This is a genomic window from Cryobacterium sp. TMT2-42-4 (genome assembly GCF_004402645.1).
Classification (GTDB): Bacteria; Actinomycetota; Actinomycetes; order Actinomycetales; family Microbacteriaceae; genus Cryobacterium; species Cryobacterium sandaracinum.
The window spans coordinates 1-23,473 of record NZ_SOFT01000022.1; the positions used below are offsets into that span (position 1 = coordinate 1).

The window sequence follows — 23,473 nt, forward strand, 5'->3', positions numbered from 1 at the left end:
GCTCGGACTCGTTCGAGTACCGCATTTGTGATGGGCGATCGGTGTGTGACACGGCCACGGTGACTTTCAACGTCACGGCAGTTCCGGTGGTACCGGTGGTTCCGTCTTCGCCGGTGGCTGTTGATGACAGCTCGCCGGCCGTCTCCGGTGTCACCCTGGTGTTTGATGTCGCGGACAACGATTCGGACGACGACGGAAATCTCGATGTCACGACCGTGTCGGTGACTGTGGCGCCATCACACGGTGCCGTCTCGGTCGACCCTGTTTCTGGTGAGATCAGATACACCGCGGACTCGTTGTACACAGGGACCGATACGTTTACGTATGAGATCTGCGACACCACAGACCGTTGCGACACCGCAATCGTCACAGTCAGGGTTACGGCTCCTCCGGCAACCAGTACGCCACCAGTTGCTGCAGACAACGACGTGACCACGACTACCGGCAAACCAGTAGTCGTCGATGTCCTCGGCAATGACACTGACCGTGATGGTGATCTTGACCCGACTTCGGTCTCGATCGTTGCCGGACCCAGCCACGGCACCGTCGATGTTGACCCTGATGCCGGAGAGGTAACCTATTCGCCCGACTCCAGCTACACCGGCACCGACTCCTTCACCTACAAAGTTTGTGACGTTGACGGCAATTGCGACACCGCCACTGTCACAGTGAAGGTCGGCGTGGTAGCAGGCGTGGTAGCAGGCGTGGTAGTCGGCCCGCCAGTCGATGCTGGTCGATCTCTCGCAGTCACGGGCGCCGACTCTGGCCAACCGATAATTCTTGCGACTCTGCTCTTCCTGACGGGACTTCTCCTCGCCCGCAAACGCCGTCGATCTATCTGAGGAAGCCTGCTTTGAGAAGATCGGTTCACAACGCACTATGCGATAACCCAAGATGAGTGCCGTTTGAGAAATTTGAAGTGGGGCAGGATGGTTTGATGAAGATATTCAACCCTCCCCGGACAAATCTGCAGGCATCCAATGTCATCCTCGGCATGATGAGGATCTCGGACATGGACGATCGAGAGATTCGCGCTCTTGTCGGCACTGCTCGGGATGCCGGCATCAATTTCTTTGATCACGCCGATATCTACGGTGGCGCGCACGGCTGCGAAAAGCGGTTCGGTGACGCGGTCACGTTCACGGACGCAGAGCGTGAGGCGGTCATCATTCAGTCAAAGGTCGGCATCCGTCAAGGCTTTTTCGATTTCTCCAAGGAGCACATCCTCCGCTCGGTCGACGAGTCTCTCGCGGCGCTGAATATCGACTACCTGGACATTTTGCTGCTGCACCGTCCGGACACTCTGGTTGAGCCCGAGGATGTTGCCGCGGCGTTTGACGCGCTGCACGCCGCGGGGAAGGTGCGCAACTTCGGTGTCTCCAACCAGACGCCCGGGGTGATCGAACTGCTCAAGCGTTCGGTCAACCAGCCGCTGGCCTTCAACCAGGTGCAGCTGAGCATCACCCACGCGCCGCTGATCGCTCAGGGAGTCGCGGCCAACATGGCCGGGCTGGAGCAGTCGGTTGTGCGGGACAACGGGCTCCTCGAGTACAGCAGACTGAACGACATCACCCTGCAGGCCTGGTCGCCGTTCCAGAGCGGCAGCTTCGACGGCGTGTTCGTGGGCGACCGGGAGAATTACGGCCCGCTCAATGACGCCCTCGATGACATCGCCGCCGCCCACGGGGTCACGCCGACGGGGATCGCGGTCGCCTGGATCACCAGGCACCCGGCCAACATTCAGGTTGTCCTGGGGACGACCAAGCCCGCGCGAGTGGTGGAATCTGCCGCAGGGTCCGAAATTCCGCTCAGCCGTGAGGAGTGGTACCGCCTCTTCACGACTGCTCGGCACGTCCTCCCGTAAACAGGAGGGCACCCGGGCCTACACTGGCGTGCATGACGAACTCCCCGCGCGTGAGGTTCAGAGGCCGATCGGCGTGAGGGCCGTCGTCTACGACCGGTACGGCCCGCCCGGCGTGCTGCGGATCGAGGACCTGACGGTTCCATCGCCTGGCACGAACCAGGTGCTCGTGGAGGTGGTCGCGACATCCGTCAATCTCTCGGACTGGGAGGGATTGCTGGGGTCACCGTTGTACGCCCGGATCGGGGGACTTCGCGCCCCCAAGCGACGGGTCCTCGGTTCCGATATTGCCGGTCGGGTTGCCGCGGTCGGCGGCGGCGTGACCCGGTTCCGCGTCGGCGATGAGGTGTACGGCGACAACCTTGCCCTGATGGGCGGTTTCGCCGAGTATGCGGTGGTTGCCGACGGGATGCTGGCGCACAAGCCGGAGGGGTTGACGTTCGCCGAGGCCTCGACCCTTCCGCAGGCAGGCGCGATTGCGCTTCAGGGCACGGCTCGGGTGCGACCGGGGCAACGGGTCCTGGTCAATGGCGCCGGTGGCGGATCGGGTACGTTCGCGATCCAGCTCGCCGCCCTCGCCGGGGCGCACGTGACCGGCGTCGACAATGCGGGCAAGCTCGACTACCTTCGCGGGCTCGGCGCTGACGACATGGTCGATTATCGCCGCTCAGACTTCACGAGACTCGAACCGTTCGACCTCGTTCTCGATCTCGTGGCCCACCGATCTGTCTTCGCCTACCGGCGGGCGCTGGCTCCGGGCGGTCGCTATTTCTGCGTGGGCGGTGCCGTGCCGACGTTGCTCGGGGTCGGAACGATCGGCGCGGTGCTCGGCCGGCTGACCGGGCGCCGGATGGGTGTCCTCGCCGTCAGGCAGGGACCGGCCCACTTCATGCCGGCCGCCGAACTGTGTGTCGCCGGCGACCTGCGCATCCGAATCGACCGCACCTTCACGCTCGACGAGGTGCCGCAGGCCCTCGCCTACGTGGGGGAGGGGCGTGCGCTCGGCAAGGTGGTCGTCACCCCCAAGGGGTCGCCCGTTTGAACCGAGACCACACGGATGCTCGCCGAGCCGATACGGTCACGCGCAGGGGAACCATTCCGAGATTGCGTTGGCGGAACGGCGATGCTCCATGAATCGGCGGGTCACTTCAGCGATCGCATCGGCAAGCGGGAAGATGTCTCTCGTTACGAATTGATCGTCGTGGTCGGCGGCCACGGGATGCCAGTAAACGCCGTCGGCGGTGATCGTCACCTCGGGTATGAGCGAGTCAACGGTCAGTTCTATGCCGGTCTCAGCGACTCCGCGGTGGGCGAGTGCGCGGATTACCTGGTCGTCCCGCAGGATACCGAGAGTATCGAGAAAGGCGTGAAACGGCTCGAGTTCGTGCATCTGGTCGGAAGGCAAAGTGGCTGCGACCTTCACTCGGAATCCCTCGTCGTGTGCGATTCGGATGCCCGCGACGGCCCTGGCCCAGGACCCGGAGCCGCGGTGGCTGTCATGTATCTCGGGTGTGGCAGAGTCGAGACTGATCTGCAGCACGAGCTGGGAGCTGTCCATCCGACGCAGGCGCTCGCGCCGCCTGCCGTGAAAAAGCATGCCGTTGGTGAGCAACGTCGTGGGCAGTTTGTTCGTGCAGGCATTGACCAAATCATCGAGGTCATTCAGCAAGAACGGCTCTCCGCCGGTCAGGATGAGCTCCTTGACCTCGGCAGCTGTAGCCTCGTGCGCGATCTGCCGGACTCGATCGATTCCGATTCCTCGCCGCGCTGCCTTCGGAGACGACCGAACGCAGCAGTAGTCGCAAGCCAGATTGCAATCGAAGTTGGTGTACACCCAGATCCGGGATCCTGGGAGCTGACCGGGATCGAGGCCGGCGAGCAGGTCAGGCGAGCGGCCGCGGAGCACGGTGATGGCCGACCCCTCCATGCTGACGATCTCATTCCCAGTCGAAAGGCACCACGCTGCGATGAGTCCCCGGGCGGCGTCCCGATCGCATGTCCCGAAGTCGACAGAAGCCGTACGACCTGTTGCCACCCGGCTCAAGTTCTCGACCAGGTCGAGGAGCAGGCCCGCGCCTACCGGCGGGCTTGCGGTCACCATCGGTCTGATACTTTCTGTTCCCGCACGGCCGCGATGAGCGAGGCATACCCGTCAAGTTTCGGCGACACCCACGCCCGCAGGCCTTCCATCTCAAGGATTCGCTGATGTTCGGGGTTCTCCCAGTCCATCGCGAAAAGGTTTGCCACCCACTCGTCCGACCGGTCGATCGTCAGCGACGGCATGGCGGTAAAGGTGCAGTGGCTGTACTCGGGGGAGATCCAGAAGGACTCGAACGCGCCGGGGAGGAGCTCACCGCGACCGATCGCCTGCCACGTGTTGATGCCGATCGCCGCAGTATCCGCCCGATCTTCGAGCACCGCGCGAAGGGCGTCGAGCTCGCTCCTGCCCGTATCACCGTGTTTCCCGACATCGCTATTGATGCGAGTGAGATCGACATCCGTCTCGCCGATCCCTGCCTCACGCAAGAAATGCACGGGAAGGATGGCGGCTTGCGCTGAATCGCGCGACCCCAGGGCAAGTCGACGTCCACGAAGACTCTCCAGCCCGGTGAAACCACTGCCGGCTCGGGCGACGAACATCGTCTGGAACACGAGGTCCGTATCCCGGGATGCGAGTGCACGGCATGCTCCATCCGTCTGGGCGACGGTGCGCACCCAGGCCAGATTGGTGTTCCAAGCGAGATCGATCGTTCCCGCGATGAGGGAATCCACCAGACTCGCATAGTTGGAGAACAACATGAAGTCGATCGGCGTCGAGGTCTCGGCGAAGTAGTCCCGCATCCCTTCCCAGATGGGTACGACATTGGGAGAGTACGCAACGGAGCCGATGATCAGGGGCGCACTCATGCTGCAGCTCCCGTAGAGGCCGTCTCACGAGTTTGCGCGGGGGGTGCCGCGGCGGTTTTTGGGGCGTCGAAAAGTGGGCGGCCAGTGATCGCCCTGCCGTAGAACTCATAGAGCACATCGGATGTCGGAGCCATCACGTGGCCCGCGCGGGCATCGCGAAAGTACCGATCTATTTGCAGGTGCTCCGAGAACGCCGCACCGCCGCAGACGCGCATCGCGGCATCCGTAATTCGCAGTGCGGCATCGTTCGAGGATGCCTTGCTGCCGAGCACGAATAGGGGAGTATCCTCCTGCGGGTCAGCCACGCGACCGGCGGCCCGATCAAGGTACGCGCTCGCATTCGCGAGATCGATTGACATCTTCGCCAACTGCGCCCGAATTGTCGGTAGCGCTGACAGGCTGTGGTCGAGATGCTCCAGCCGGGTTCCCACCGTATGCCTCACCGCTGCGTCGACGGCCGCACGGCTGAGCCCGATGGACACAGCCGAGTTGCCGAGATTGAACCACGGCAGAACAGAACTCATCATGAGATCGAATCCGCTACCGGCCGTCCCGAGACGGCACCCCTCGGAAGAATCCACGTCGATGGTCATCGGGCTCGAGGAGTTCCCCCGCAATCCCATACCGCTCCACGGCCGGTCGACGCTGACGCCCGGGCTATCTGCCGGGACTGCGAATAGGTCGACGGTGTCGGCATCCGCAGTCCCGGTGGAGATGATGTAGACATCCGCGTGGCCTGCGGAGGTCACCCAACTCTTTTTCGCAGAAATATGTATTCCGTCTGACGTCGAGGTCGCGCGCGACACCGGAGTCCAGAAGTGTGAGCGGGAACCCGCTTCAGAGAAAGCGAGGGAGGCAAGAGAGCGACCGCTGGCGAGATCCTCGAGGAGTGCGGGCATCCCCGTTGGTGGTGCGGCTGCGACGGGCATGGAAGCGCTCACGTGCATCAGATAGATCATGGAGGTCGACCCGCACGCTCCCGCAAGCTGGCTGATGATCTCAACGAGCTCGCGTGGCCCCGCACCAAGACCACCAACCTCAGTGGGCAGAGTGAGTCCGAGCAAACCGGACTCGCGCAGGGCCGCCACGGCCTCATGTGGAAAACGCCCGTCGGCATCCACTGCGTGGGCGTGAGTTCGTGCAACGTCGAGCACGGGCTGAACGCGTGAATTCAGGTTCATTGAGGCTTACCTTTCGTCGTAATCGTGGGTGCGAATGGGCGAACGGACAGCGCCGGCGAGCATGAGAAGCCCGATGCCGAGACCACCGGTGACCGCCATGGTGGAGGCGTCGCCGCCCAGCGGCCTGAAAGACGCTGCGAGCCCTGCGAGTTGGACGAGCGCGGCGACGGTCAGCAGAACACCGGCGGCAGTGTAGAGCGCGGGGCGCCGCGTGGTACCGCCGGCGATGGCGAGTGCGCCACTCACAAGTAGAACGACAGCACCGGTTGCCCCGATGTGCACGAAGTCGAATTCGGTCGGAAGCTGGGCGCCGAACACAAAGCCCGCAAACACAAGTGAGGCCAGGCCGAGAAGAACGCTACCGCGGTCGAAGGCGCTCGAGCCGGCTGGTGATCGCCTCATGACAGCCTCATCATCAGTCGGGCTGCGCGCCCTGAGGATTGCACCCACTGCTGGCGAAGGACACCGTCGATTCCATAGCTTCGCCCAGCTGCGGTCGCGAAGATCGCGAGGTGAGCAAGCGCCATGAGATAGTACGACCAGTGCCATTCGTTCGGGGCGAAAAGTACTGAAAGCGTGATTGCAAGGGTCTGGCCGATGCCGACGACAGCCCAGAAACGCGTGGCAAGGCCGATGAGCAGAAAAGCCCCGAGTCCGCCTTCGACGAGGAGGGTGAACCACCCGAAGACCTCGATATTGGGCAGGATGACGGCTTCGACTAGTGAGGAGTAGGGCGGCAGAACAGGATGGGCGACCGCCTGGCTCGCCCAGAAGTACAGCCCGTTCTCCTGTGATCGGCCGAAGTCCGGAGGAATCTTCCAGGCGACATTCTGGATCCACATCAGTGCAACACCAACGCGGAGCACCGCGATCATGACCCCTGTGGCGCGGGGAACGGGGACCGCGACAACCGGCGCATCACTGAGACGGGACATAAGAACCATTCATCTCCAGCATCCAAGCGGCACGGAGAGCAAACCGCAATACCGGGACGATGACTAATCCCAAAAACTTCCCATCGGAAACCCATCATTTGCCCAACCGTGCGTTGCGCTCGGTCTGCTGACCGGAGAGTGAAGAGGGCAGGCAACGGCCGGCGAGGAGCTGCACCGCGTGAGCGGGTCGCGTAGCTCGTCGCCGGCCGCCGGGATCTACCGGCGCTATAAGGCCGAGGTCTGCCCCGCGTGCTTCGCTTCGTCGCGCACCTGGCCGGCAGCGTCGGTGGTCTCGGTCTGCACGGTGCCTGCCGCATCGGTGGCCGTTTCCTTCACGGCCTCTGCTGCGTCGCTGAGCGGCTGCTTGAGGTTCTCGCCGACCTGCTTTGCGGCGTCGGTCACCTCCTGAACGAGAGGCTCAGCTGCTTCAGCAACATTTCCGGCGATTCGCTTCTCTGTGGGGCTCGCCGGAACCAGCGACGACGCCAGCCAGTCGACACCGAAGGCGATCAGGCCGATGGCCAAAGGGGTTCCCTTCGCCTTCTGGGCGGCCTGGTGTGCGAGGCCGGAGGCGTCTTCGCTCACTCCATTAAGGGAATCGCCCGCGTCGGATGCCGAACCCATCAGTTTGTCTTTCACAGAGCCCACGGCTCCCTTCACTTTCTCGGTCTGACGTTGCATGATTTTGTCGGGCGTGACCTTGTCAGCCAAGGCGTCGACGTCGCTGCCGAGTTCGCGGCGGGTCTTTTCGATCTCGGCGCGAAGAATGTCCGGATCGGTGTTCGTGCCGGAAGTGAAATCGGTGCTCATCGGTTTTCCTCATTTCGTTTGAGTGCGTCTGGAATGTGCTTCAGAGAATCGACGGTGCGCGGCGCCGGCATACCCCGCACCCCCGAGCAGTCCCGATCCCTTGCCGGCGCGGGTGGCAGACTGGCGCACTTCCGCCTTGGCCAGAGCAACCTCCTGGCGCATGAGTGTGGACACGTCACGGGTGACCTCACCGAGCAGGTCGCCCAGGGAGGTCTCGGCGGCCTTGCGTTCGGAGGGAGTGTGCAGGTCAGTCATCGGGGCAGCCCACCGAGGCCGGGGGTGGTCGAGGGGAACCCGGCGTTGGAACCGTAGTCGGAGCCAGCGGTGAAATCGGGGTTGGTGGCGGTGTAACCAGGGGTGACCGTGGACTCAGGAGTGGAATCTTCGGCAGAGTCCTTATGCTCCTCGATCACTCCGCGCGTCAGCCGTCCGGCGAGGACGCCCGCCACCGCCGCGATGGCGATAAAGGTTCCGGGCTTGCGCCGGGCATAATTCTTAACCTCGCTGAGGAGGGATCCTGGATCGCGCTGGTCCAGCCAGTCCGCGATACCGGTAGCCCGCGTCGCGGCCTGTTGGGCAAGGTCGCTGGCCACTCCCTGCGTTTCGGATGTTCCGGCCATCGCGCCAAACTCGTCGGCGAGCGATCGGATGACCGACGCGACCCGCTTCTGCTGGGATGCGGTCTGGTCAGCGAGCTCCGTCTGGGTCTCCCGGTACAGGGCCTTCGCCTGACTCTTGGTCTCAGAGCAGACCTTGTGCAACTCCTGCTTGGTGACACCGGCGACGTGCTGACCGGCGGCATTCCCGGATGGCACTTAACATGATTCGGCGCCCGGAGGCAGCGCAAGCAACCTGAGAAAACAGACGAATTCTGCCAGAGTGTGTGACGAACCGGGATAAATTGCGTCACTAAGAACTGACTTCCCGGCCTTCTATGAACGCCTGCACGAGGCACAGCGGGCGACAATCGTGGTCACCCATCGCATGATAAATTCGAGTGTTCCGGTACCGGAGCGTCACATCACGCAGAACATCGTCGAGAGGCTCAAGCATGAGCGAGAAACTGAGCTTCCGAGTCCGACGCCTCACTAAGAGGCATCGTTCTGCTTTCGTCGCGTTGTTCACTGAACACCCGCAGGCCGAAGTCGATGACGCGCCTGAGATCTATTTTGACGACACCATCGAACTCCAAATCGCGTCCATGGCTCTCGCCCTCGTCGCCGAAACTGATGACGGTCGGCTTCTCGGCGCTCTTGTCACCGAACCGGACAGTTACGTCGACGAGAATCAGCTCGACGAAGACTCCACCGACGATGACATCGACGATGCAATCGTCAGCGACCACGGCACCGCCGTCTTCGAGTTGCTGATCACCGGTGGATCCGCGAAGGTGTGCCGAGAACTCCTCAACACTCTCGCACCGGCCCTCACCACCCGCGGTTTCGCTCAGGTGCATGCCAGCGTCCCACCAGACCTCGCCGAGGTGTTCCGCGGTCAAGGGTGGGTTGTCCTGCCAGAAAACACGGGCATCGCATGGATGGGCATGGACCAGTCAGACGAGCAGGTGCGCGATTATGAAGCGATCCCGAGCAGCTCGCTGGCCGCGTTCCTCGTGATCGACCCTAACGTGTACATGTCTTGGCCGTATGACGCCCCTGACAACCCCGAAGATGACGACTCGCGACAGGAGAACATCGCCACAGGCATGGAGGAGTTCGCAACTCGGGTGGAGGCAGAAGCATCCTCAGATTCTTAGTGGATGACGGCGAGCAGCACGCCGACGCCCACGAAGAGTACGCCGAAAATGCGGTTCAACACGCGTTGGCCGCGATCATCGCGGGTGAATCGCTGGAATGAACGCGCTGTTCCGGCGAAGAAGAACCACATCACCAGAATGTCGATCGCAACGACGGTGGCCGCGACGATCAGATACTGAGTCGGCATCGGTCTGTCCACTCGGATGAACTGGGGTAGGAACGCGAGGAAGAACACGACCGCTTTGGGGTTGAGTATGTTCACCCACAGCCCGCGTCGGAACATCGACCAACGGGGCTCAGCGCTCAGGGCTCGGGTGCGCTCGCCATCAAGTTCCGGCTTGGCCAGAAACTGACGGATGCCCAGGTAGACGAGGTAAGCGGCACCCGCGTAGCGAATGACGTTAAAGGCGATCGGAGAACCGGCCACGAGCAGACCGACACCGAGTGCCACGATCACGATGTGGATGAGAAGCGCGGCCTGCTGGCCCAGGATTCCCCAGATGGAGCGGCGGAAGCCCGCGTTGAGCGCGTTGCTCATGGTGTTGATCGCCCCCGCACCGGGCGTGAAGCTGATCAGGGTGCCCGCGCCGACAAGGGCCACCCACAGGGAGAACTGCACCGGGACATCCTCGTTTCATGCTGTTTGCGGCTTGCCAGCCGGCGACGGAATCAGGCCGGTACGCGGTGGGACCGACTCTTCTTGCGAAGGCGCGAGATCCCGAACAGGGCCGCGGCAATGATCAGACCGAGAATGAGCCCGAAAACGAGCGACATCGCAGTGTCGGTGACCCAGGCAATGATGGGTCCCGCAGGTTCGACCGCCTGCGTCACGGCGTGCAGAAAGTCGTAGGGAACGCTCCAGATCGTGTCGTTCAGGTTCACGATCACCAGATGGCCTCCCACCCACAACATGGCGACCGTGCCGATGACGCTGATCACTCGGAATACGGCCGGCATCGATCGCACAATGCGCGCGCCGGTGCGTCGGACCCGTCGTACCGGGTGCTTCATCAGCGTCAGCCCGATGTCGTCGATCTTGACCAGCAGGGCGACCGCGCCGTAGACGAGCACCGTCATCCCCAGACCGATCACGACCAAGGCGCCGAGCGTCATCCAGATCCCAAAGTCGGGATCGAGACCCGCCAGTGCGATGAGCATGATCTCCGTGCTGAGGATGAGGTCGGTGCGAATAGCGCCGAAGACGAGCTTTCGCTCATCCCTCATCTCAGGGTCATCAGTGCCGTGATGAACTCCGAACCACTCGGTGACTTTCTCCGCACCCTCGAAACACAGATAGGTGCCGCCGATGATCAGCAGCCACGGCAACACCCACGGCGCGAAGGCCGAGAGGAGGAGTGCGAGCGGGATGATGATGACGAACTTGTTGAACAGGCTACCGAGAGCGATCCGCCACACGATGGGAAGCTCGCGCGCCGGTGACAGCCCCTGAACGTACTGAGGCGTGACGGCCGCATCGTCGATCACGACGCCTGCGGTCTTCGCGCTCGCTTTGAGAGCGGCGGTAAGTATGTCATCGACAACGGCGAGCAGGCCGACGGACATCTGGTTCTCCTCGGATTCAGGGGCATCGTCCCGGTGCAGGGCGACGGCACTGGGGTCAACATTACCGCGCGGCAGGGTGGGCACAGGCGCCTCCCAGACGGTGGAAAGAAGATTGAATCTGGTTTTGCTGTCAGGTCTCGAACGATATATCGTTAACTATCGTCGAGCCTGATGGCTTCGGCGCTGAGGAGGACATCATGAGTGGTTCATTTATGGGTGACGGGTTCGGGGCAGGCCGGGGCGGTGCTGGTGAGGGCTGGCCCAGCGGGATGTGGGACGCCATGGAGCAGCTGCGCGGACAGTTCGACCGCAAGGCCGGTCCGAGAATGGCACGCGGGGACGTGCGTGCGGCGGTACTTGCGCTGCTCGCTGAGAAGCCGATGCACGGCTACCAGATCATTCACGAGATCGAGGAGCGCAGCAGTGGCGCCTGGAAGCCGAGCCCCGGCTCGGTGTACCCCACGCTTCAGCTGCTTGCGGACGAGGGCCTCATCAACGCGGAGGAGTCCAACGGTCGCAAGACCTACTCGCTCACGGATGAAGGCCGCGGGGTAGCGGATGCCACGGCCGACCAGCCGGCCCCGTGGGAGGCCCAAAACGCCCGGGGCACCGGGCGGGCGACCGCGCTGCCCAAGGCCGGCATCGACCTGGCTCAGGCCGCCGCGCAGGTCGGGCGCTCTGGCAACCCGGAGCAGGTGAAGCAGGCTGTCGCCATCCTGGATGAGGCGCGTCGCAAGCTGTACGCCATCCTCGCCCAGGACTGACCGAGTGCCCACAGCACGTCGGCATCACGGAGATCAGATGACCGACGTCGGGAACTTGCGTGCCCGCTCCCGCCGTATTTTGCGGTTCGCCGCCCTGTATCTGGCGCAGACGTGGTGGTACGAAGTTCTTCTCCCGCGGGTCGGGCTGGCGCGGGTCGCAGCACGAAGCAGATCGGCGCGCCTGCAGCACATCGCGCAACGCTTTCACGTGCTCGCGGTCGACCTGGGTGGCCTCATGATCAAGGTGGGCCAGTTCATGTCGTCGCGCCTCGACGTGCTGCCTCCGGAGATCACGAAAGAGCTCGAGGGTCTGCAGGACGAGGTTCCGCCGGTGCCTTTTCCGGCGATCCAAGCCGTCGCCGAAGCCGAGCTAGGTGTGACGCTCGAGCATGCGTTCTCTTACATCGATCCCACGCCGCTGGCCGCAGCATCCCTCGGTCAGGTGCATCGCGCTCGGCTGTCGGAACTGGATGCCGCCGAGACAGGCCTGCTCGACGTCGTCGTCAAGATTCAGCGGCCGGGCATCAGCGAGATCGTCGCTGTCGACCTCGGCGCTCTCCGACGTGTCGCCCGCTGGCTCAGCCACGTGCGTCTCGTCTCGGATCGCGTCGACATGCCCGCCCTGGTCGAGGAATTCGCGTTCACGAGTCTTGAGGAGATCGACTACCTGCACGAGGCGGCAAGCGCCGAACGATTCGATCAGAACTTCACAGACGACCCCCGGGTCAGCGTTCCCGAAATGGTGTGGGAGCGCACCACCCGGCGCGTGTTGACCCTCCAAGACGTGACCGCGATCAAGATCAACGACGTCGACGGGCTGAGGGCAGCCGGAATCGACCCGTCGGAAGTTGCCTATGACTTCGCGGCGGTCATGTTCGACCAGCTCTTCGTCAATGGCTATTTCCACGCCGACCCGCACCCCGGGAACATCTTCGTCACGCCGCTCGCCACCGGTGTACCCGAAACGAACCACGGCCGGGCCTGGAAGTTCACCTTCATCGACTTCGGGATGATGGGCGACGTGCCCGATGTCTTACGTCGGGGCCTGGTGAATCTGCTCATCGCCGCCGCGTCACGGGACGGAAAGGGGATGGTGGACGGCATCCGCGAAGTGGGTGTGCTCCTGCCGTCCGCTGACACCGCCGAACTCGAGCGCGCGATGACGAAGCTGTTCGCCCGTTTCGGTGGGATGGGTTTCGCCGAGTTGCAGGATGTCGACCCACGCGAGTTCCGCGCCTTCGCCATCGAGTTCGGTGATGTGGTTCGCTCGCTGCCGTTTCAGCTTCCGGAAAACTTTCTGCTCATCGTGCGCGCGATGTCGCTGACCTCGGGAATGTGCAGTTCGCTCGACCCTGCGTTCAATATCTGGAATTCCGTCGAGCCATATTCCGCCCAGCTGATCCGCGCCGAGGGTGGGAACGTGGTGCAGGCGGCCGCAAAGCAAGTGGCGTCGGTTGCGGCCATCATTGCGCGGCTTCCCCAGCGGCTCGACGACCTCACGACGCGATTCGACGAGGGTACCGTCTCGGTGCAGACTCCCCGGATCGAGCGTCGCTTGGTCGCCATCGAGCGAACCGCACGTCAGATCGTCTCGGCAATCCTCTTCGCCGCTCTGCTGATCGGCGGCATTCTGCTGCGGGCCGAAGATGTCGTGCTCGGAACGGTGCTCGTAGCCGTGTCCGCGGTCCCGCTGTTGCACGCCCTCTTCGCCGGGTTATCGTCGCGGCGCGGACCGCTGCCTTAGTCCCGACTGCGCGGAACGCCATTTCGGTTACTGTGATGCCTATGTCTGGTCAGAACGAAAAGCAGGATGCGGGGTCGCCGTCGGCCTCGAGGTCGCGACGCGCGCCTGGTCGCCGACCTCACCGCGGCGGCGTCAGAAGTGACCCGCGAGGCGAAAGCCGCGGTCCAACGCGGCGGCAGCACCTGAGGGGCAGCCGCCTTCTTCATCGGGTGGGTGATGCGACCGCGCTCGCCACGGTGGGGTTGGCTGTCGCATTCCTCACGGTGCTGTGGCTGATGGTGGGCTTCTTGGTTGGCTTTCCTTCCTGGTGGAACAACGTTCTCTACAGCGTGACGTCCTCGATCACCCTCGTCATGGTGTTCGTCATCCAGCACACTCAGGCTCGTCAGCAGGCAAAAACCGAAGCCCAGCCATAACTGTGAGTGTGATTCCGCTGAAGTAACGACCCGCTGTTCATCTCGCAATGATGAGCGGCGGGCGGCTGAACAACTGGCAAACTCCGGCGGGTTACGTCGGGTCCCGGATAGCAGTCGGGTGATCATTTGGGATGAGCACCATTCCTGACGCCCCACCCAATTGCGTGGGGCGGGTCGTGTGCCTGGCAGACCTGGCTACCAGCGTCCAACAGGTGACGGCCACGACGCCGGTCAGCGAAATCGACCGCGTTTTCCGTGCGAACCGACAACTTCGTTCCCTCGTCGTGCGGGAAGACGGCAGTTTCTTCCTGTTGACACGGGAACAGGTGGAATTCACTCTGACCGGACGGTTGGGCTACGGTCGCGGCCTGCATGCCCGGTCGACGGCCATCCAGATGGTGCCGGAAAATTCCTTCGCCCTGCCCGGTGCGATGAGCCTGGCGAATGCGGCGCAGCGCATCCTGGAGCTGCTGGAGGGCAACCGTTACCGTGACGTGCTCGTGCTGACCGACGAGGGGCCACGGGTCGTGTCGGTGTCTCAGATCTTCGAACGGTTGTCGACAGAATTTCGATACGCCGCACTCCACGATTCCCTGACCGGACTGCCCAACCGCCGGCAATTGGAGGAGAGCGGAGCCGCGTCGATTGAGGGAACCGTGGACATGACCCGCATCGCGGTTCTCTACATCGACCTTGACGGTTTCAAAGCGATCAACGACACCTTCGGTCACCAGGCCGGGGATGAGATCCTGGTCGGCTTCGCAGACCGGCTGCGCGACATCGTTCGCCCCGCCGATGTGCTCGTCCGCATCGGCGGCGACGAGTTTGCGGTGTTGTTGGTCGACGTGGATGACGTGCAGCTTCTCGCCATCGCGGATCAGGTCGTACTCGGCGCGTCGGTGCCTTTCGTCTGTGGCGGCCATCTGCTGCATGTTTCGGCATCCGTCGGCATCGCAATGGCCGGTGATGTCGGAGCAGAACGGGAACTGAGCTGGCTTGACGCGTTGCTCCGCCACGCCGATGGGGCCATGCTCAAGGCCAAGCAGGCCGGAAAACGCCAGGTCGCCCGTCTCGATGGGCACGGCGAGGCCGCGCCCATCGTTCGGAATGCGCTCATCCGGCGGCGCCTGCCGCAGGCCTTCGCGACCCGCGCTTTCAACTTGCACTACCAGCCGCAGATGGACCTGGCCAGCGGCGACCGTTCGGCGGTGGAGGCGCTGCTGCGCTGGACCGACCCGATTCTGGGCCCCGTCTCGCCCGCCGAATTCATTCCGATCATGGAGTTGTCCGGCGACATCCACCGCATCGGGCAACGGGTCCTCAACGAGGTCTGCGCCCAGGCCAGACTCTGGTTGGATGCGGGAACCCCGCGCCGAGTCGCAGTGAATGTGTCTCCACTCCAACTGGCGGCCCGCACCATCGTTCCCGAGCTCGTTGAGGCACTCCACCGGCATCGCATACCGGCGCACCTCATCGAGGTTGAAATCACCGAGGGCGCCGCGATCACCGATCTGCCCCGGGCGATCGGACAGCTCCAACAGCTCCGGGAGGCGGGGATCAGCATCGCCCTGGACGACTACGGCACCGGCTTCTCTTCGCTTGCCCTGCTGCGTAGCCTGCCTCTGACCACGGTCAAGATCGACAAATCCTTCGTCGACAACATCGATTTCTCACCCTCGGACGCCCTGCTCGTGGGCGGGATCATCGACACCGCTCATGCCATCGGGCTCTCGGTCACAGCCGAAGGCGTCGAACGTCAGGACCAACTCCAGCTTCTGCGTGACTTGCGCTGTGACGCCGTGCAGGGCTACCTCATTTCGCGGCCCGTCGCCCCAGAGGACCTTCCGCAACGGTGCTCCATTTGACGCGCTAAACCGAACACGGCTGGGCAAGCGAGCAGAAAAGACGCACTCAGGGCCGTCGCAGAGGTGGTCGATCGTCTCGCCGAGAGATTCCCGCATGTTTCGCGCACGAGTATCGAGAGGGCGGTCCTCGACGAACGCCGAGCCTCGGACGGACCGCCGATCCAAGACTATGTGCCGTACTGGTTGAACACGGTGCCACGGGCCGCCTGCTCGGGCGCGGCAGGACAACAACCTCCTGGTGTGGGGCGCGGCAGCACCTCGTACTGAACGAATCCGACGGAGATTTTGCTCTAAACAGCGCGTTGAGGCTCAAAAACGGGTGTCTGACCCAAAATCTCCGTCGAATTGGTGCGAGGCCGGGCATGGCGCTGCAACAACCTCCTCGGCGCCGAGTTCACCGCGCGCTGGATGCTGATGTTGCCGAATTGGGTGCGCGCACGCACCGTGACGGTCGGCTCGGACGCGTCGGGAGCACGTCGCCATCGAGCTTGTTGCGCACGTGCCCTTCCTTCGAGGTCAGGTCGAGCCAGGCGGCGACACCGGGCCGCACGCCGATGGTGCTCTGGCCGAATCCGCTCTCGACCTGGCACTAGATCTGACCTTCCGGGAGCCACAGACCGATCGGCTAGCCCCGGGGAAGGAAGATCGAACCGGCAAGTGTGATCACCGTTCTGCGTGGGATGAACGTGACGAGCGACGCGGTGACTCTGTTGCGCGCACCGACAACCACGGACGGCACCGATTTTCTGGCGCTGATGGCAGCCAGGGTAACGTCGACGACATTCGAGGCCGGCACTCGCTTGCCGGGTGACTGCGAACCGGCGACGTCGAAAAACTCAGTGTCGGTGGAACCCGGACTCACCGCGAAAACCCGCACTCCGGTGTTGTGAGTCTCGCCCCAGACGGCCTCGGTGAACGACAGGACGAACGCCTTCGTGGCTGCGTAGACCGCCATCCCGGGCACGGGCTGGTACGCCGAGGTGCTGGCGATGTTCACGATGATGCCCGAGTCTCGGGCCACCATGCCCGGCAGGAAGGCAGCCGTCAGGTCGACCAGCGTGCTGACGTTCAGAGCGATCTCCGAGTGAAGGCGGGCTCGGTCTTCGTCGACCAGGCGCGCATTGGTTCCGAAGCCGGCGTTGTTCACGAGAACATCGACGGTGATCTGCTGGTCGAGGAGTTGGTGCTCGACCGCGGCGGCCGCACCGGGCGCGCTCAGGTCCTGCGAAATGACGTGGACGTCGACCCCGTTCTGCTTGCGCAATTCGGATGCGAGAGCCTCCAATTCGTCGGTTCGGCGGGCCACCAGAATGAGGCTCGTCCCCTTCGCGGCGAAGGCTCGGGCGAAGTGACTGCCGATGCCCGAGCTGGCGCCGGTGACGAGGGCTGTCTTGCCTGCGAGATCGAAATTCATTCAGCTGCATCCTGACGTAAACGGTGTTCACACCCTAGAGGAGCATCCAGTCGGCCAGTCAGGCGCTCACCAGTCCGTAATATCTCGCTGCGGCCAATGGGGGAGTGGCCGTGCGAGAATAATCAGCAACCCTCACCGCAGGCTTACGGCCTGCGTCCCCATCCAGTTCGGCATCCGCGCCTCCCGTTGCGCCCGTGCCGGTGGCGGTGCATCGGTGTGTTCTCGACTCGAAGAGGTTTTGATGTGTTGGACTTTCTAGGGGATCAGTATGAGCAGATCCTATTCAGCAGTTGGCAGCATTTCAGCCTTGTCGTTCAGTGCCTGATCCTGGCGACAGTCATCGCCGTCGTGCTGGCTTCGCTCGTCTACCGCAGTTCCGCGCTCACCGGGATCGCCAACTCGGTGTCGGCCATCGGCCTGACCATCCCGTCGTTTGCCTTCATCGGGCTGCTCATCGCGCCGCTCGGCTTCGGTGTCCTTCCGGCCGTCGTCGTGGTGGCGTTCTTCGCCACGCTGCCCATTTTGCGGAACGCGGTCGTGGGCCTGTCGGGTATTGCTCCATCGATCGTGGAATCCGCCCGCGGCATCGGCATGAGCCGGTTTCGCACGCTCCTTCAGGTGGAACTGCCGATCGCCTGGCCGATCATCCTCACGGGCGTTCGGGTCTCCGCTCAGATGGTCATGGGTGTCGCCGCGATCGCCGCATATTCCCTCGGCCCGGGCCTGGGTGGATTCATCTTCTCCGGCCTCTCCCGCCTCGGCGGCGCCAACTCCCTCGAGTCGGTACTGACGGGCGTCATCGGCGTTGTCGTGCTCGCTCTTATTCTTGATCTCCTTCTCGTCGGCCTCGGCCGCCTGACCACACCTCGAGGTATCCGTGTCTGAGTTCATTGCATCCAACCCTGCTGAATCCAGCAGCACCGAGGAATCCGTCACCCCCACCGGCATCACCGGTGCAAGCATCCTGTTGGACCACGTCACCAAGCGGTTCCCCGGCCAGGCGCGCCCCGCCGTCGACGGTCTCACCATGGAGATCCCGGCCGGCAAGATCGTGATGCTCGTCGGTCCCTCGGGCTGCGGCAAGACCACGACCCTCAAGATGATCAACCGGCTCATCGAACCGACCGAGGGTCGCATCGTCGTCGACGGTGACGACGTCACCGACATGAACGGCGACACCCTGCGCCGAGGCATCGGCTATGTCATTCAGGCCGGGGGACTCTTTCCGCACATGACGGTCGCCACCAACATCGGCATCGTGCCGAAGATGCTCGGCTGGGACAAAGCCCGCATCGCGGCCCGCGTCGACGAGCTCCTCGAGCTTGTTTCCCTCGACCCGGCGCTCTACCGCGACCGATACCCCAAGGAGCTCTCCGGCGGCCAGCAGCAACGCGTCGGCGTGGCGCGCGCGCTCGCGGCCGACCCGCCCGTGCTCCTGATGGACGAGCCCTTCGGCGCCGTCGACCCGATCACCCGCCTGCGCCTGCAGGACGAACTGCTCAACATCCAGGAAGAATTGCAGAAGACCATCGTCTGCGTCACCCACGACTTCGACGAGGCCGTCAAGCTCGGCGACTGGATCGCCATCTTCAACGAGGGTGCCCAGCTCGTGCAGTACGACACCCCGGAACGCATCCTCGGCGACCCGGCCAACGAGTTCGTCGAAAACTTCATCGGGTCCGGCGCCGGCCTCAAACAGCTCACCCTGACCCGGGTGGCGGAGGTCAGCCTCAGCGACGCAGTCGTGGGCCAACCCGGTGAACGGGCAGCGGATGTGCTGGCCCGCGTCGTCGAGACCGGCCACGGTCACGCGGTCATCGTCGATGAGCGTCGCCGACCCATTCAGTGGCTCTCCGCGCGCCAGCTCGGCCGCCTGGAGGTCATCAGCGACGTTCCCGACCCGAAACTTCCGGTCGTCGGCAAGCGGGCCACGCTCAATGATGCGCTCGACACGATGCTCGTCTCGAGCGCCGGGGCCGTGCTCGTCACGGGCCGCCGCGACATGTTCAAGGGCGTCATCGACGTTCAAACCGTGATGGACGCCATCACCCGGTCACAGTCCGCGGCCGTGCTTGAGTCAGACCAGGCCCCCGTCGGGCTGAACACCGGCCTGTTCCAGGCGCAGGTGTCGGCCGCCGAGGCAGACCTGATCGAGACCGATCCCAGCGGCGCTGACGCACGGTCCGTTCAGTGAGTACCCGCACCCCGCATACAGAGGCGGGCCTTGCCGGCGGCGATTCCGCCGTTGAAACGCCGGGCGACCCGACTGCGGCCGGCGTACCGGTCAGCCGTGCTCGCACGGTGTGGCGATCCTGGCGGGGTCTGGTCTACCAGCTGGTCGGCATCCTGCTCGCGTTCCTGGCGCTCGTGATCTGGCTGCTGACGGCCGACCTGTCGCCGATCGTGCTCACCACCCTCGCTCCCGGCGCGCTCTGGGTCTACACGGTGGAGCACATCCAGCTCACCCTGCTCGCCGCGGTGATCGTGTTGGTCATCGCGATTCCCTTGGGAATCGCCCTGACCCGCAAGCCCTTGCGGTTTCTGACCGCACCGGTGCTCGCCATCGCCAACTTCGGTCAGGCGGCCCCCGCGATCGGCGTCGTCGTGCTGCTCGCGTTCTGGGTCGGCTTCGGCTTCTGGGCCGCGACGCTGAGTCTCGTGCTCTACGCCGCGCTCCCGGTGCTGCGCAACACCATGGTGGGCCTGCAGCAGGTCGACGCCCGCCTCATCGAGGCCGGACGAGGCATGGGCATGAGCTCCGCCGCCGTATTGTTTCGGGTGGAGCTCCCGCTCGCCGTTCCGGTCATGCTGTCGGGCGTGCGCACCGCTCTCGTTCTGCTGGTGGGCACCGCCGCCCTGGCCACGTTCGTCAACGGCGGCGGACTCGGCATCCTGATCACTACGGGCGTCAATCTCAGCCTCGCCCCCGTGCTCGTCATGGGAGCGCTGCTCGTGGCTCTGCTCGCCCTGCTCATCGACTGGGTCGGCCGCGTTGTGGAACACATCGCTCGCCCGAAGGGACTCTAGATGTACCGCTCGTCTTCTCGCACCCGCCTCACGTCCCTCGGCCGCTGGGGGGTGGCGGCCGGTCTCCTCGCCCTGTCCGCAGTCGTTCTGAGCGGTTGCGGACTGAAGCCGGCAACCTCGTACGTTCCCGCGGTCGGACCTGGGTCGATCACCCCGCTCGAGGGTGCTGAGGGCGTCGACCTCACGGTCACGTCCAAGAACTTCACGGAGCAGCTTCTGCTCGGCAAGATCGCGGTGCTCGCCGGGACCGCCGCGGGATTCGACGTCACAGACCTCAGTAATCTGCCCGGCAGTCAGCCGACCCGAGAGCTGATTCTTTCTGGTCAGGCCGACGTGCTCTGGGAATACACCGGAACCGCGTGGCTGACCTACCTCGGTCAGGATGAGTCGATCGCCGACCAAGACAAAATGTGGCAAGCCGTGTATGACATCGACATCCAGAACGGCGTCACCTGGGGCGCACCGGCCCCGATGAATAACACCTACGCCCTGGCTGTGCGCAGTGAGGCGGTCGCCGAGCTCGGCGGCATCACGACCATGTCCGAACTCGCCGCGTTGCCGGTCGAGGATCGCACTTTCTGCGTCGAATCCGAATTCAACTCCCGCCCGGACGGCATGAACCCCATGCTCGCCCACTACGGACTCGAACGTGGCGCCGCTGATGGGGTGCCCGATGGCAACATCGGAATCTACGACACCGGTGCGATCTACAGCGCGACCGACGACGGAGCCTGCAACTTCGGCGAGGTTTTCACGACCGACGGCCGACTCGACGCGCTCGACCTCACAGTTCTGACCGACGATCTCGCGTTTTTCCCTGCGTACAACGTCGCGCCGGTCTTCTTCACCGAGTCGATCGAGGCCACCCCCGGCCTGGAAGAAATCTTCGCCCGGATTTCACCCAAGCTCACCGACGAGGTTCTGCGCGGCATGAACCGTCAGGTCGACGTCGACGGAAAGGAACCCGCTGATGTGGCCTATGCCTGGATGATCGACGAGGGGTTCATCACCGACCCGACCGACTGAGTCACGGAGAGTCCAGCTGACTGCACCGCGTGGACGGTGTCGGCGGTCAGCTTGACGGACGCGACGTGACATCCGGCCGCCTGAGGCATCAGATCGTCTGGCCGGGCGCCGTTCCCACCCCGCCTGTCTAGGCTGTACCCATGGCCACAGTCATCCTCGTGCGGCACGGTCGCACCACCGCAAATGCCACCGGAATGCTGGCCGGCCGCGCTGCCGGCGTTCGGCTCGACCAGATCGGGCAGGATCAGGCCGCCCAGACGGCCAAGCGCCTGGCCGTGGTGCCGCTGGTCGGCGTGGTGTCGAGTCCTCTGGAGCGCTGCCGGCAGACATCTCAGTTCATCCTGGACCACCAGGCCGGCTCGCTCGTGACGCCGGTGGAGGAGGGCATCACCGAGTGCGATTACGGTGAGTGGCAGGGCCAGGCCCTCGGCGATCTCGCCAAGGAGAAGCTCTGGTCGACAGTGCAGTCTCAACCTTCGGCCGTCACCTTTCCCGGCGGAGAGTCGATGGCGACCATGCAGGCCCGGTCGGTCGCCGCCATCCGTCGTCACGATGCGGCGTTCGAGGCCGAGCACGGTCCGGGCGCGGTGTGGGTGGCGGTCAGCCACGGCGACATCATCAAGTCCGTTCTGGCCGATGCGCTCGGCATGCACCTCGACCTCTTCCAGCGCATCAACGTGGGTCCGGCATCCGTTTCGATCGTGCGCTACGGCACCAGCCGGCCGAGCGTGCACGCCATCAACACGGATGCCGGCGACCTCGCCTGGCTCGGCGCCAGCGCCCCTCTGGCCGACGCGCCGGTCGGTGGCGGGGCCGGTCAGGCGCCGCATCCAACGGTCGCCTAAAATACCGACATGTCCACAATCGTCCATGAGTTTTCCTGGCCGGATCGTGTCGTCATCGGCACCGTCGGTCTGCCTGGTTCTCGCACGTTCTACCTGCAGGTGCGCACTGGAGCTCAGATCGTGAGCATCGCCCTGGAGAAACAACAATCGGCGCTGCTCGCCGAGAAAATCGACGAGATGCTCGACCAGCTGATGAGCCATGAGGGCAACCCGTTCAGCATCCCGAGCACCACCCCCGTCGAACTCGTCGACAACGAGCCGCTGGATCAGCCCGTCGCGGAGGAATTCCGCACCGGCGGGATGAGCCTGGGCTGGGACCCGTCGACCGTGCAGGTCGTGCTTGAGGCCTACCCGCTCGTGGAAGTCGATCCGGGCAGTGACGACGTGCCCGACGAGGATCTGCTCGACGCGATCATGCAGGAGCCGGCGGAGATGCTTCTGGTACGGATGCCCGTCGGTACCGCCCGGGCCTTCGCCACGCGCACCCGCGAGGTGGTGGGGGCCGGCCGCCCCCTCTGCCCGCTCTGCGGCGATCCCATCGAGGCCGACGGACACACCTGCACCCTCCCCGGCAGCCCCTGATGCACGATGCCGCCCTCGACGGTGAGCTCGACGGTGAGCTCGAGCTCACGGGACGCATCACGACGGCCTCGAACGCGACCTTCCTCGGAACCATCGGTGGATTCACGGTGGTCTACAAGCCCATCGCCGGCGAGAATCCGTTGTGGGACTTTCCCGACGGCAATCTTGCCAACCGCGAGGCCTCGGCCTACCTGGTCTCACAGGCCTTCGGCTGGAACGTCGTGCCTCGGACCTGGCTGCGGGGTGGCCCGATGGGCCGGGGGATGGTGCAGCTGTGGCAGCATGCCGATCCCGATCAGGATGCCGTCGACCTCGTCCCGTGGGAAGCCGCGCCGACCCCGGGCTGGCGTCGCGTCTTCGACGGCCGGGACGAGCACAATCGTGCGGTGACCCTCATCCATGAGGACTCGGCCGCGATGCGACGCATGGCCGTGTTCGACATCGTCGTGAACAACGCCGATCGCAAGGGCGACCACATCCTCGCGATGCCGAACGGGCACCGTCATGGCATCGACCACGGCCTCACCTTTCACGTTGACCACAAGTTGCGCACCGTGCTCTGGGGCTGGCTGGGCGACGAACTCACCGCCGACGAGCTGGACGGGATCGACCGGGTCAGTGCGCAGCTGACCGGCGAGCTCGGCGACATCCTCGCCGGGTTGCTCAGCGACGCCGAGATCGTCGCACTCGCTGCACGCTGCGACCGGTTGCGCACTGAGGGACGGTTCCCCGCGCCGCGCGGCGACATGCCCGCGGTGCCCTGGCCGCTGTTCTGA

General features: G+C 64.3%; 26 protein-coding genes. 15 read left to right on the plus strand and 11 right to left on the minus strand.

Annotated elements, in window-relative coordinates:
- The 3 genes from E3O18_RS06565 to E3O18_RS06575 form a co-directional block, all read left to right on the plus strand.
- The coding region (locus E3O18_RS06565) for an Ig-like domain-containing protein (RefSeq protein ID WP_134417749.1) at nt 1-842 on the plus strand (842 nt) is incomplete at its 5' end.
- A 95-nt stretch (nt 843-937) separates the two neighbouring features.
- On the plus strand, nt 938-1,864 hold the full coding sequence (locus tag E3O18_RS06570; protein WP_134417750.1) for an aldo/keto reductase: 927 nt from the start codon (nt 938-940) through the stop codon (nt 1,862-1,864).
- Between the two features lie 28 nt (nt 1,865-1,892).
- Nucleotides 1,893-2,903 carry an NAD(P)-dependent alcohol dehydrogenase gene (locus tag E3O18_RS06575; RefSeq protein ID WP_241978131.1) on the plus strand — a complete coding sequence of 337 codons (1,011 nt, stop codon included), beginning with the start codon at nt 1,893-1,895 and terminating at the stop codon, nt 2,901-2,903.
- 36 nt (nt 2,904-2,939) lie between these two features.
- Here the strand turns inward: E3O18_RS06575 and E3O18_RS06580 are convergent, their stop codons facing one another.
- From E3O18_RS06580 to E3O18_RS06615, 8 genes are all read right to left on the minus strand, one after another.
- Nucleotides 2,940-3,788 (minus strand): radical SAM protein, encoded by an 849-nt coding sequence (locus E3O18_RS06580; protein ID WP_198410896.1) that lies wholly within the window; start codon nt 3,786-3,788, stop codon nt 2,940-2,942.
- Nucleotides 3,789-3,955: 167 nt separating this feature from the next.
- Nucleotides 3,956-4,768 (minus strand): PhnD/SsuA/transferrin family substrate-binding protein, encoded by an 813-nt coding sequence (locus E3O18_RS06585; protein ID WP_134417752.1) that lies wholly within the window; start codon nt 4,766-4,768, stop codon nt 3,956-3,958.
- Nucleotides 4,765-5,361: an acyl-CoA dehydrogenase family protein gene (locus E3O18_RS16485; protein ID WP_241973321.1), complete on the minus strand. Its 597-nt coding sequence runs from the start codon at nt 5,359-5,361 to the stop codon at nt 4,765-4,767. The genes E3O18_RS06585 and E3O18_RS16485 overlap by 4 nt, the downstream gene beginning before the upstream one ends.
- Before the next feature lie 594 nt (nt 5,362-5,955).
- On the minus strand, nt 5,956-6,351 hold the full coding sequence (locus E3O18_RS06595; protein WP_134417754.1) for a hypothetical protein: 396 nt from the start codon (nt 6,349-6,351) through the stop codon (nt 5,956-5,958).
- Nucleotides 6,348-6,824, minus strand: coding sequence for a TQO small subunit DoxD (locus tag E3O18_RS06600; RefSeq protein WP_198410594.1), 477 nt, complete (start codon nt 6,822-6,824; stop codon nt 6,348-6,350). Before E3O18_RS06600 ends, E3O18_RS06595 begins: the two co-directional genes overlap by 4 nt.
- Nucleotides 6,825-7,109: 285 nt before the next feature.
- Nucleotides 7,110-7,694: a DUF3618 domain-containing protein gene (locus E3O18_RS06605; protein WP_134393597.1), complete on the minus strand. Its 585-nt coding sequence runs from the start codon at nt 7,692-7,694 to the stop codon at nt 7,110-7,112.
- A gap of 9 nt (nt 7,695-7,703) precedes the next feature.
- On the minus strand, nt 7,704-7,949 hold the full coding sequence (locus tag E3O18_RS06610) for a phage holin family protein (RefSeq protein ID WP_134393596.1): 246 nt from the start codon (nt 7,947-7,949) through the stop codon (nt 7,704-7,706).
- A complete protein-coding gene (locus E3O18_RS06615) occupies nt 7,946-8,509 on the minus strand; it encodes a hypothetical protein (RefSeq protein WP_134417755.1) in 564 nt (187 codons plus the stop codon). The genes E3O18_RS06610 and E3O18_RS06615 overlap by 4 nt, the downstream gene beginning before the upstream one ends.
- A gap of 236 nt (nt 8,510-8,745) precedes the next feature.
- Here E3O18_RS06615 and E3O18_RS06620 point away from each other — a divergent pair, with 236 nt between their 5' ends.
- Nucleotides 8,746-9,450, plus strand: coding sequence for a hypothetical protein (locus E3O18_RS06620; RefSeq protein WP_134417756.1), 705 nt, complete (start codon nt 8,746-8,748; stop codon nt 9,448-9,450).
- Here E3O18_RS06620 and E3O18_RS06625 read toward each other — a convergent pair.
- Together E3O18_RS06625 and E3O18_RS06630 are read right to left on the minus strand one after the other, a co-directional pair.
- A complete protein-coding gene (locus E3O18_RS06625) occupies nt 9,447-10,070 on the minus strand; it encodes a LysE family transporter (RefSeq protein ID WP_134393592.1) in 624 nt (207 codons plus the stop codon). The two genes, E3O18_RS06620 and E3O18_RS06625, sit on opposite strands and share 4 nt — an antisense overlap.
- A 50-nt stretch (nt 10,071-10,120) precedes the next feature.
- On the minus strand, nt 10,121-11,014 hold the full coding sequence (locus E3O18_RS06630; RefSeq protein ID WP_134417809.1) for a DUF808 domain-containing protein: 894 nt from the start codon (nt 11,012-11,014) through the stop codon (nt 10,121-10,123).
- 197 nt (nt 11,015-11,211) lie between these two features.
- Here E3O18_RS06630 and E3O18_RS06635 point away from each other — a divergent pair, with 197 nt between their 5' ends.
- The 4 genes from E3O18_RS06635 to E3O18_RS06650 all read left to right on the plus strand — a co-directional run bounded on the left by E3O18_RS06635 (nt 11,212) and on the right by E3O18_RS06650 (nt 15,803).
- Nucleotides 11,212-11,778: a PadR family transcriptional regulator gene (locus E3O18_RS06635; RefSeq protein ID WP_134417757.1), complete on the plus strand. Its 567-nt coding sequence runs from the start codon at nt 11,212-11,214 to the stop codon at nt 11,776-11,778.
- A 37-nt stretch (nt 11,779-11,815) separates the two neighbouring features.
- The gene (locus E3O18_RS06640) at nt 11,816-13,522 is read left to right on the plus strand and encodes an AarF/UbiB family protein (RefSeq protein ID WP_134417758.1); all 1,707 of its coding nucleotides are present in this window, start codon (nt 11,816-11,818) and stop codon (nt 13,520-13,522) included.
- Nucleotides 13,523-13,731: 209 nt separating this feature from the next.
- On the plus strand, nt 13,732-13,938 hold the full coding sequence (locus E3O18_RS16070; protein WP_166784889.1) for a low affinity iron permease family protein: 207 nt from the start codon (nt 13,732-13,734) through the stop codon (nt 13,936-13,938).
- Nucleotides 13,939-14,150: 212 nt separating this feature from the next.
- On the plus strand, nt 14,151-15,803 hold the full coding sequence (locus E3O18_RS06650) for a bifunctional diguanylate cyclase/phosphodiesterase (protein WP_166784890.1): 1,653 nt from the start codon (nt 14,151-14,153) through the stop codon (nt 15,801-15,803).
- A gap of 625 nt (nt 15,804-16,428) precedes the next feature.
- Here E3O18_RS06650 and E3O18_RS06660 read toward each other — a convergent pair.
- Nucleotides 16,429-17,217 carry an SDR family oxidoreductase gene (locus E3O18_RS06660; RefSeq protein WP_134393587.1) on the minus strand — a complete coding sequence of 263 codons (789 nt, stop codon included), beginning with the start codon at nt 17,215-17,217 and terminating at the stop codon, nt 16,429-16,431.
- A gap of 243 nt (nt 17,218-17,460) precedes the next feature.
- On the opposite strand from E3O18_RS06660, the gene E3O18_RS06665 reads away from it, so the two are divergent.
- The 7 genes from E3O18_RS06665 to E3O18_RS06695 all read left to right on the plus strand — a co-directional run bounded on the left by E3O18_RS06665 (nt 17,461) and on the right by E3O18_RS06695 (nt 23,473).
- Nucleotides 17,461-18,102, plus strand: coding sequence for an ABC transporter permease (locus tag E3O18_RS06665; protein WP_104101578.1), 642 nt, complete (start codon nt 17,461-17,463; stop codon nt 18,100-18,102).
- Nucleotides 18,103-18,163: 61 nt separating this feature from the next.
- Nucleotides 18,164-19,411 carry an ATP-binding cassette domain-containing protein gene (locus tag E3O18_RS06670; RefSeq protein WP_134393626.1) on the plus strand — a complete coding sequence of 416 codons (1,248 nt, stop codon included), beginning with the start codon at nt 18,164-18,166 and terminating at the stop codon, nt 19,409-19,411.
- A gap of 164 nt (nt 19,412-19,575) precedes the next feature.
- Nucleotides 19,576-20,244 carry an ABC transporter permease gene (locus tag E3O18_RS06675; RefSeq protein WP_241976605.1) on the plus strand — a complete coding sequence of 223 codons (669 nt, stop codon included), beginning with the start codon at nt 19,576-19,578 and terminating at the stop codon, nt 20,242-20,244.
- Nucleotides 20,245-21,270 carry a glycine betaine ABC transporter substrate-binding protein gene (locus E3O18_RS06680; protein ID WP_134393586.1) on the plus strand — a complete coding sequence of 342 codons (1,026 nt, stop codon included), beginning with the start codon at nt 20,245-20,247 and terminating at the stop codon, nt 21,268-21,270.
- Between the two features lie 140 nt (nt 21,271-21,410).
- Nucleotides 21,411-22,115, plus strand: a complete 705-nt coding sequence (locus E3O18_RS06685; protein WP_134393585.1) for a histidine phosphatase family protein — start codon at nt 21,411-21,413, stop codon at nt 22,113-22,115.
- A 9-nt stretch (nt 22,116-22,124) separates the two neighbouring features.
- The gene (locus E3O18_RS06690) at nt 22,125-22,697 is read left to right on the plus strand and encodes a DUF3090 domain-containing protein (RefSeq protein ID WP_134393584.1); all 573 of its coding nucleotides are present in this window, start codon (nt 22,125-22,127) and stop codon (nt 22,695-22,697) included.
- Nucleotides 22,697-23,473 carry an SCO1664 family protein gene (locus E3O18_RS06695; protein ID WP_134393583.1) on the plus strand — a complete coding sequence of 259 codons (777 nt, stop codon included), beginning with the start codon at nt 22,697-22,699 and terminating at the stop codon, nt 23,471-23,473. The genes E3O18_RS06690 and E3O18_RS06695 overlap by 1 nt, the downstream gene beginning before the upstream one ends.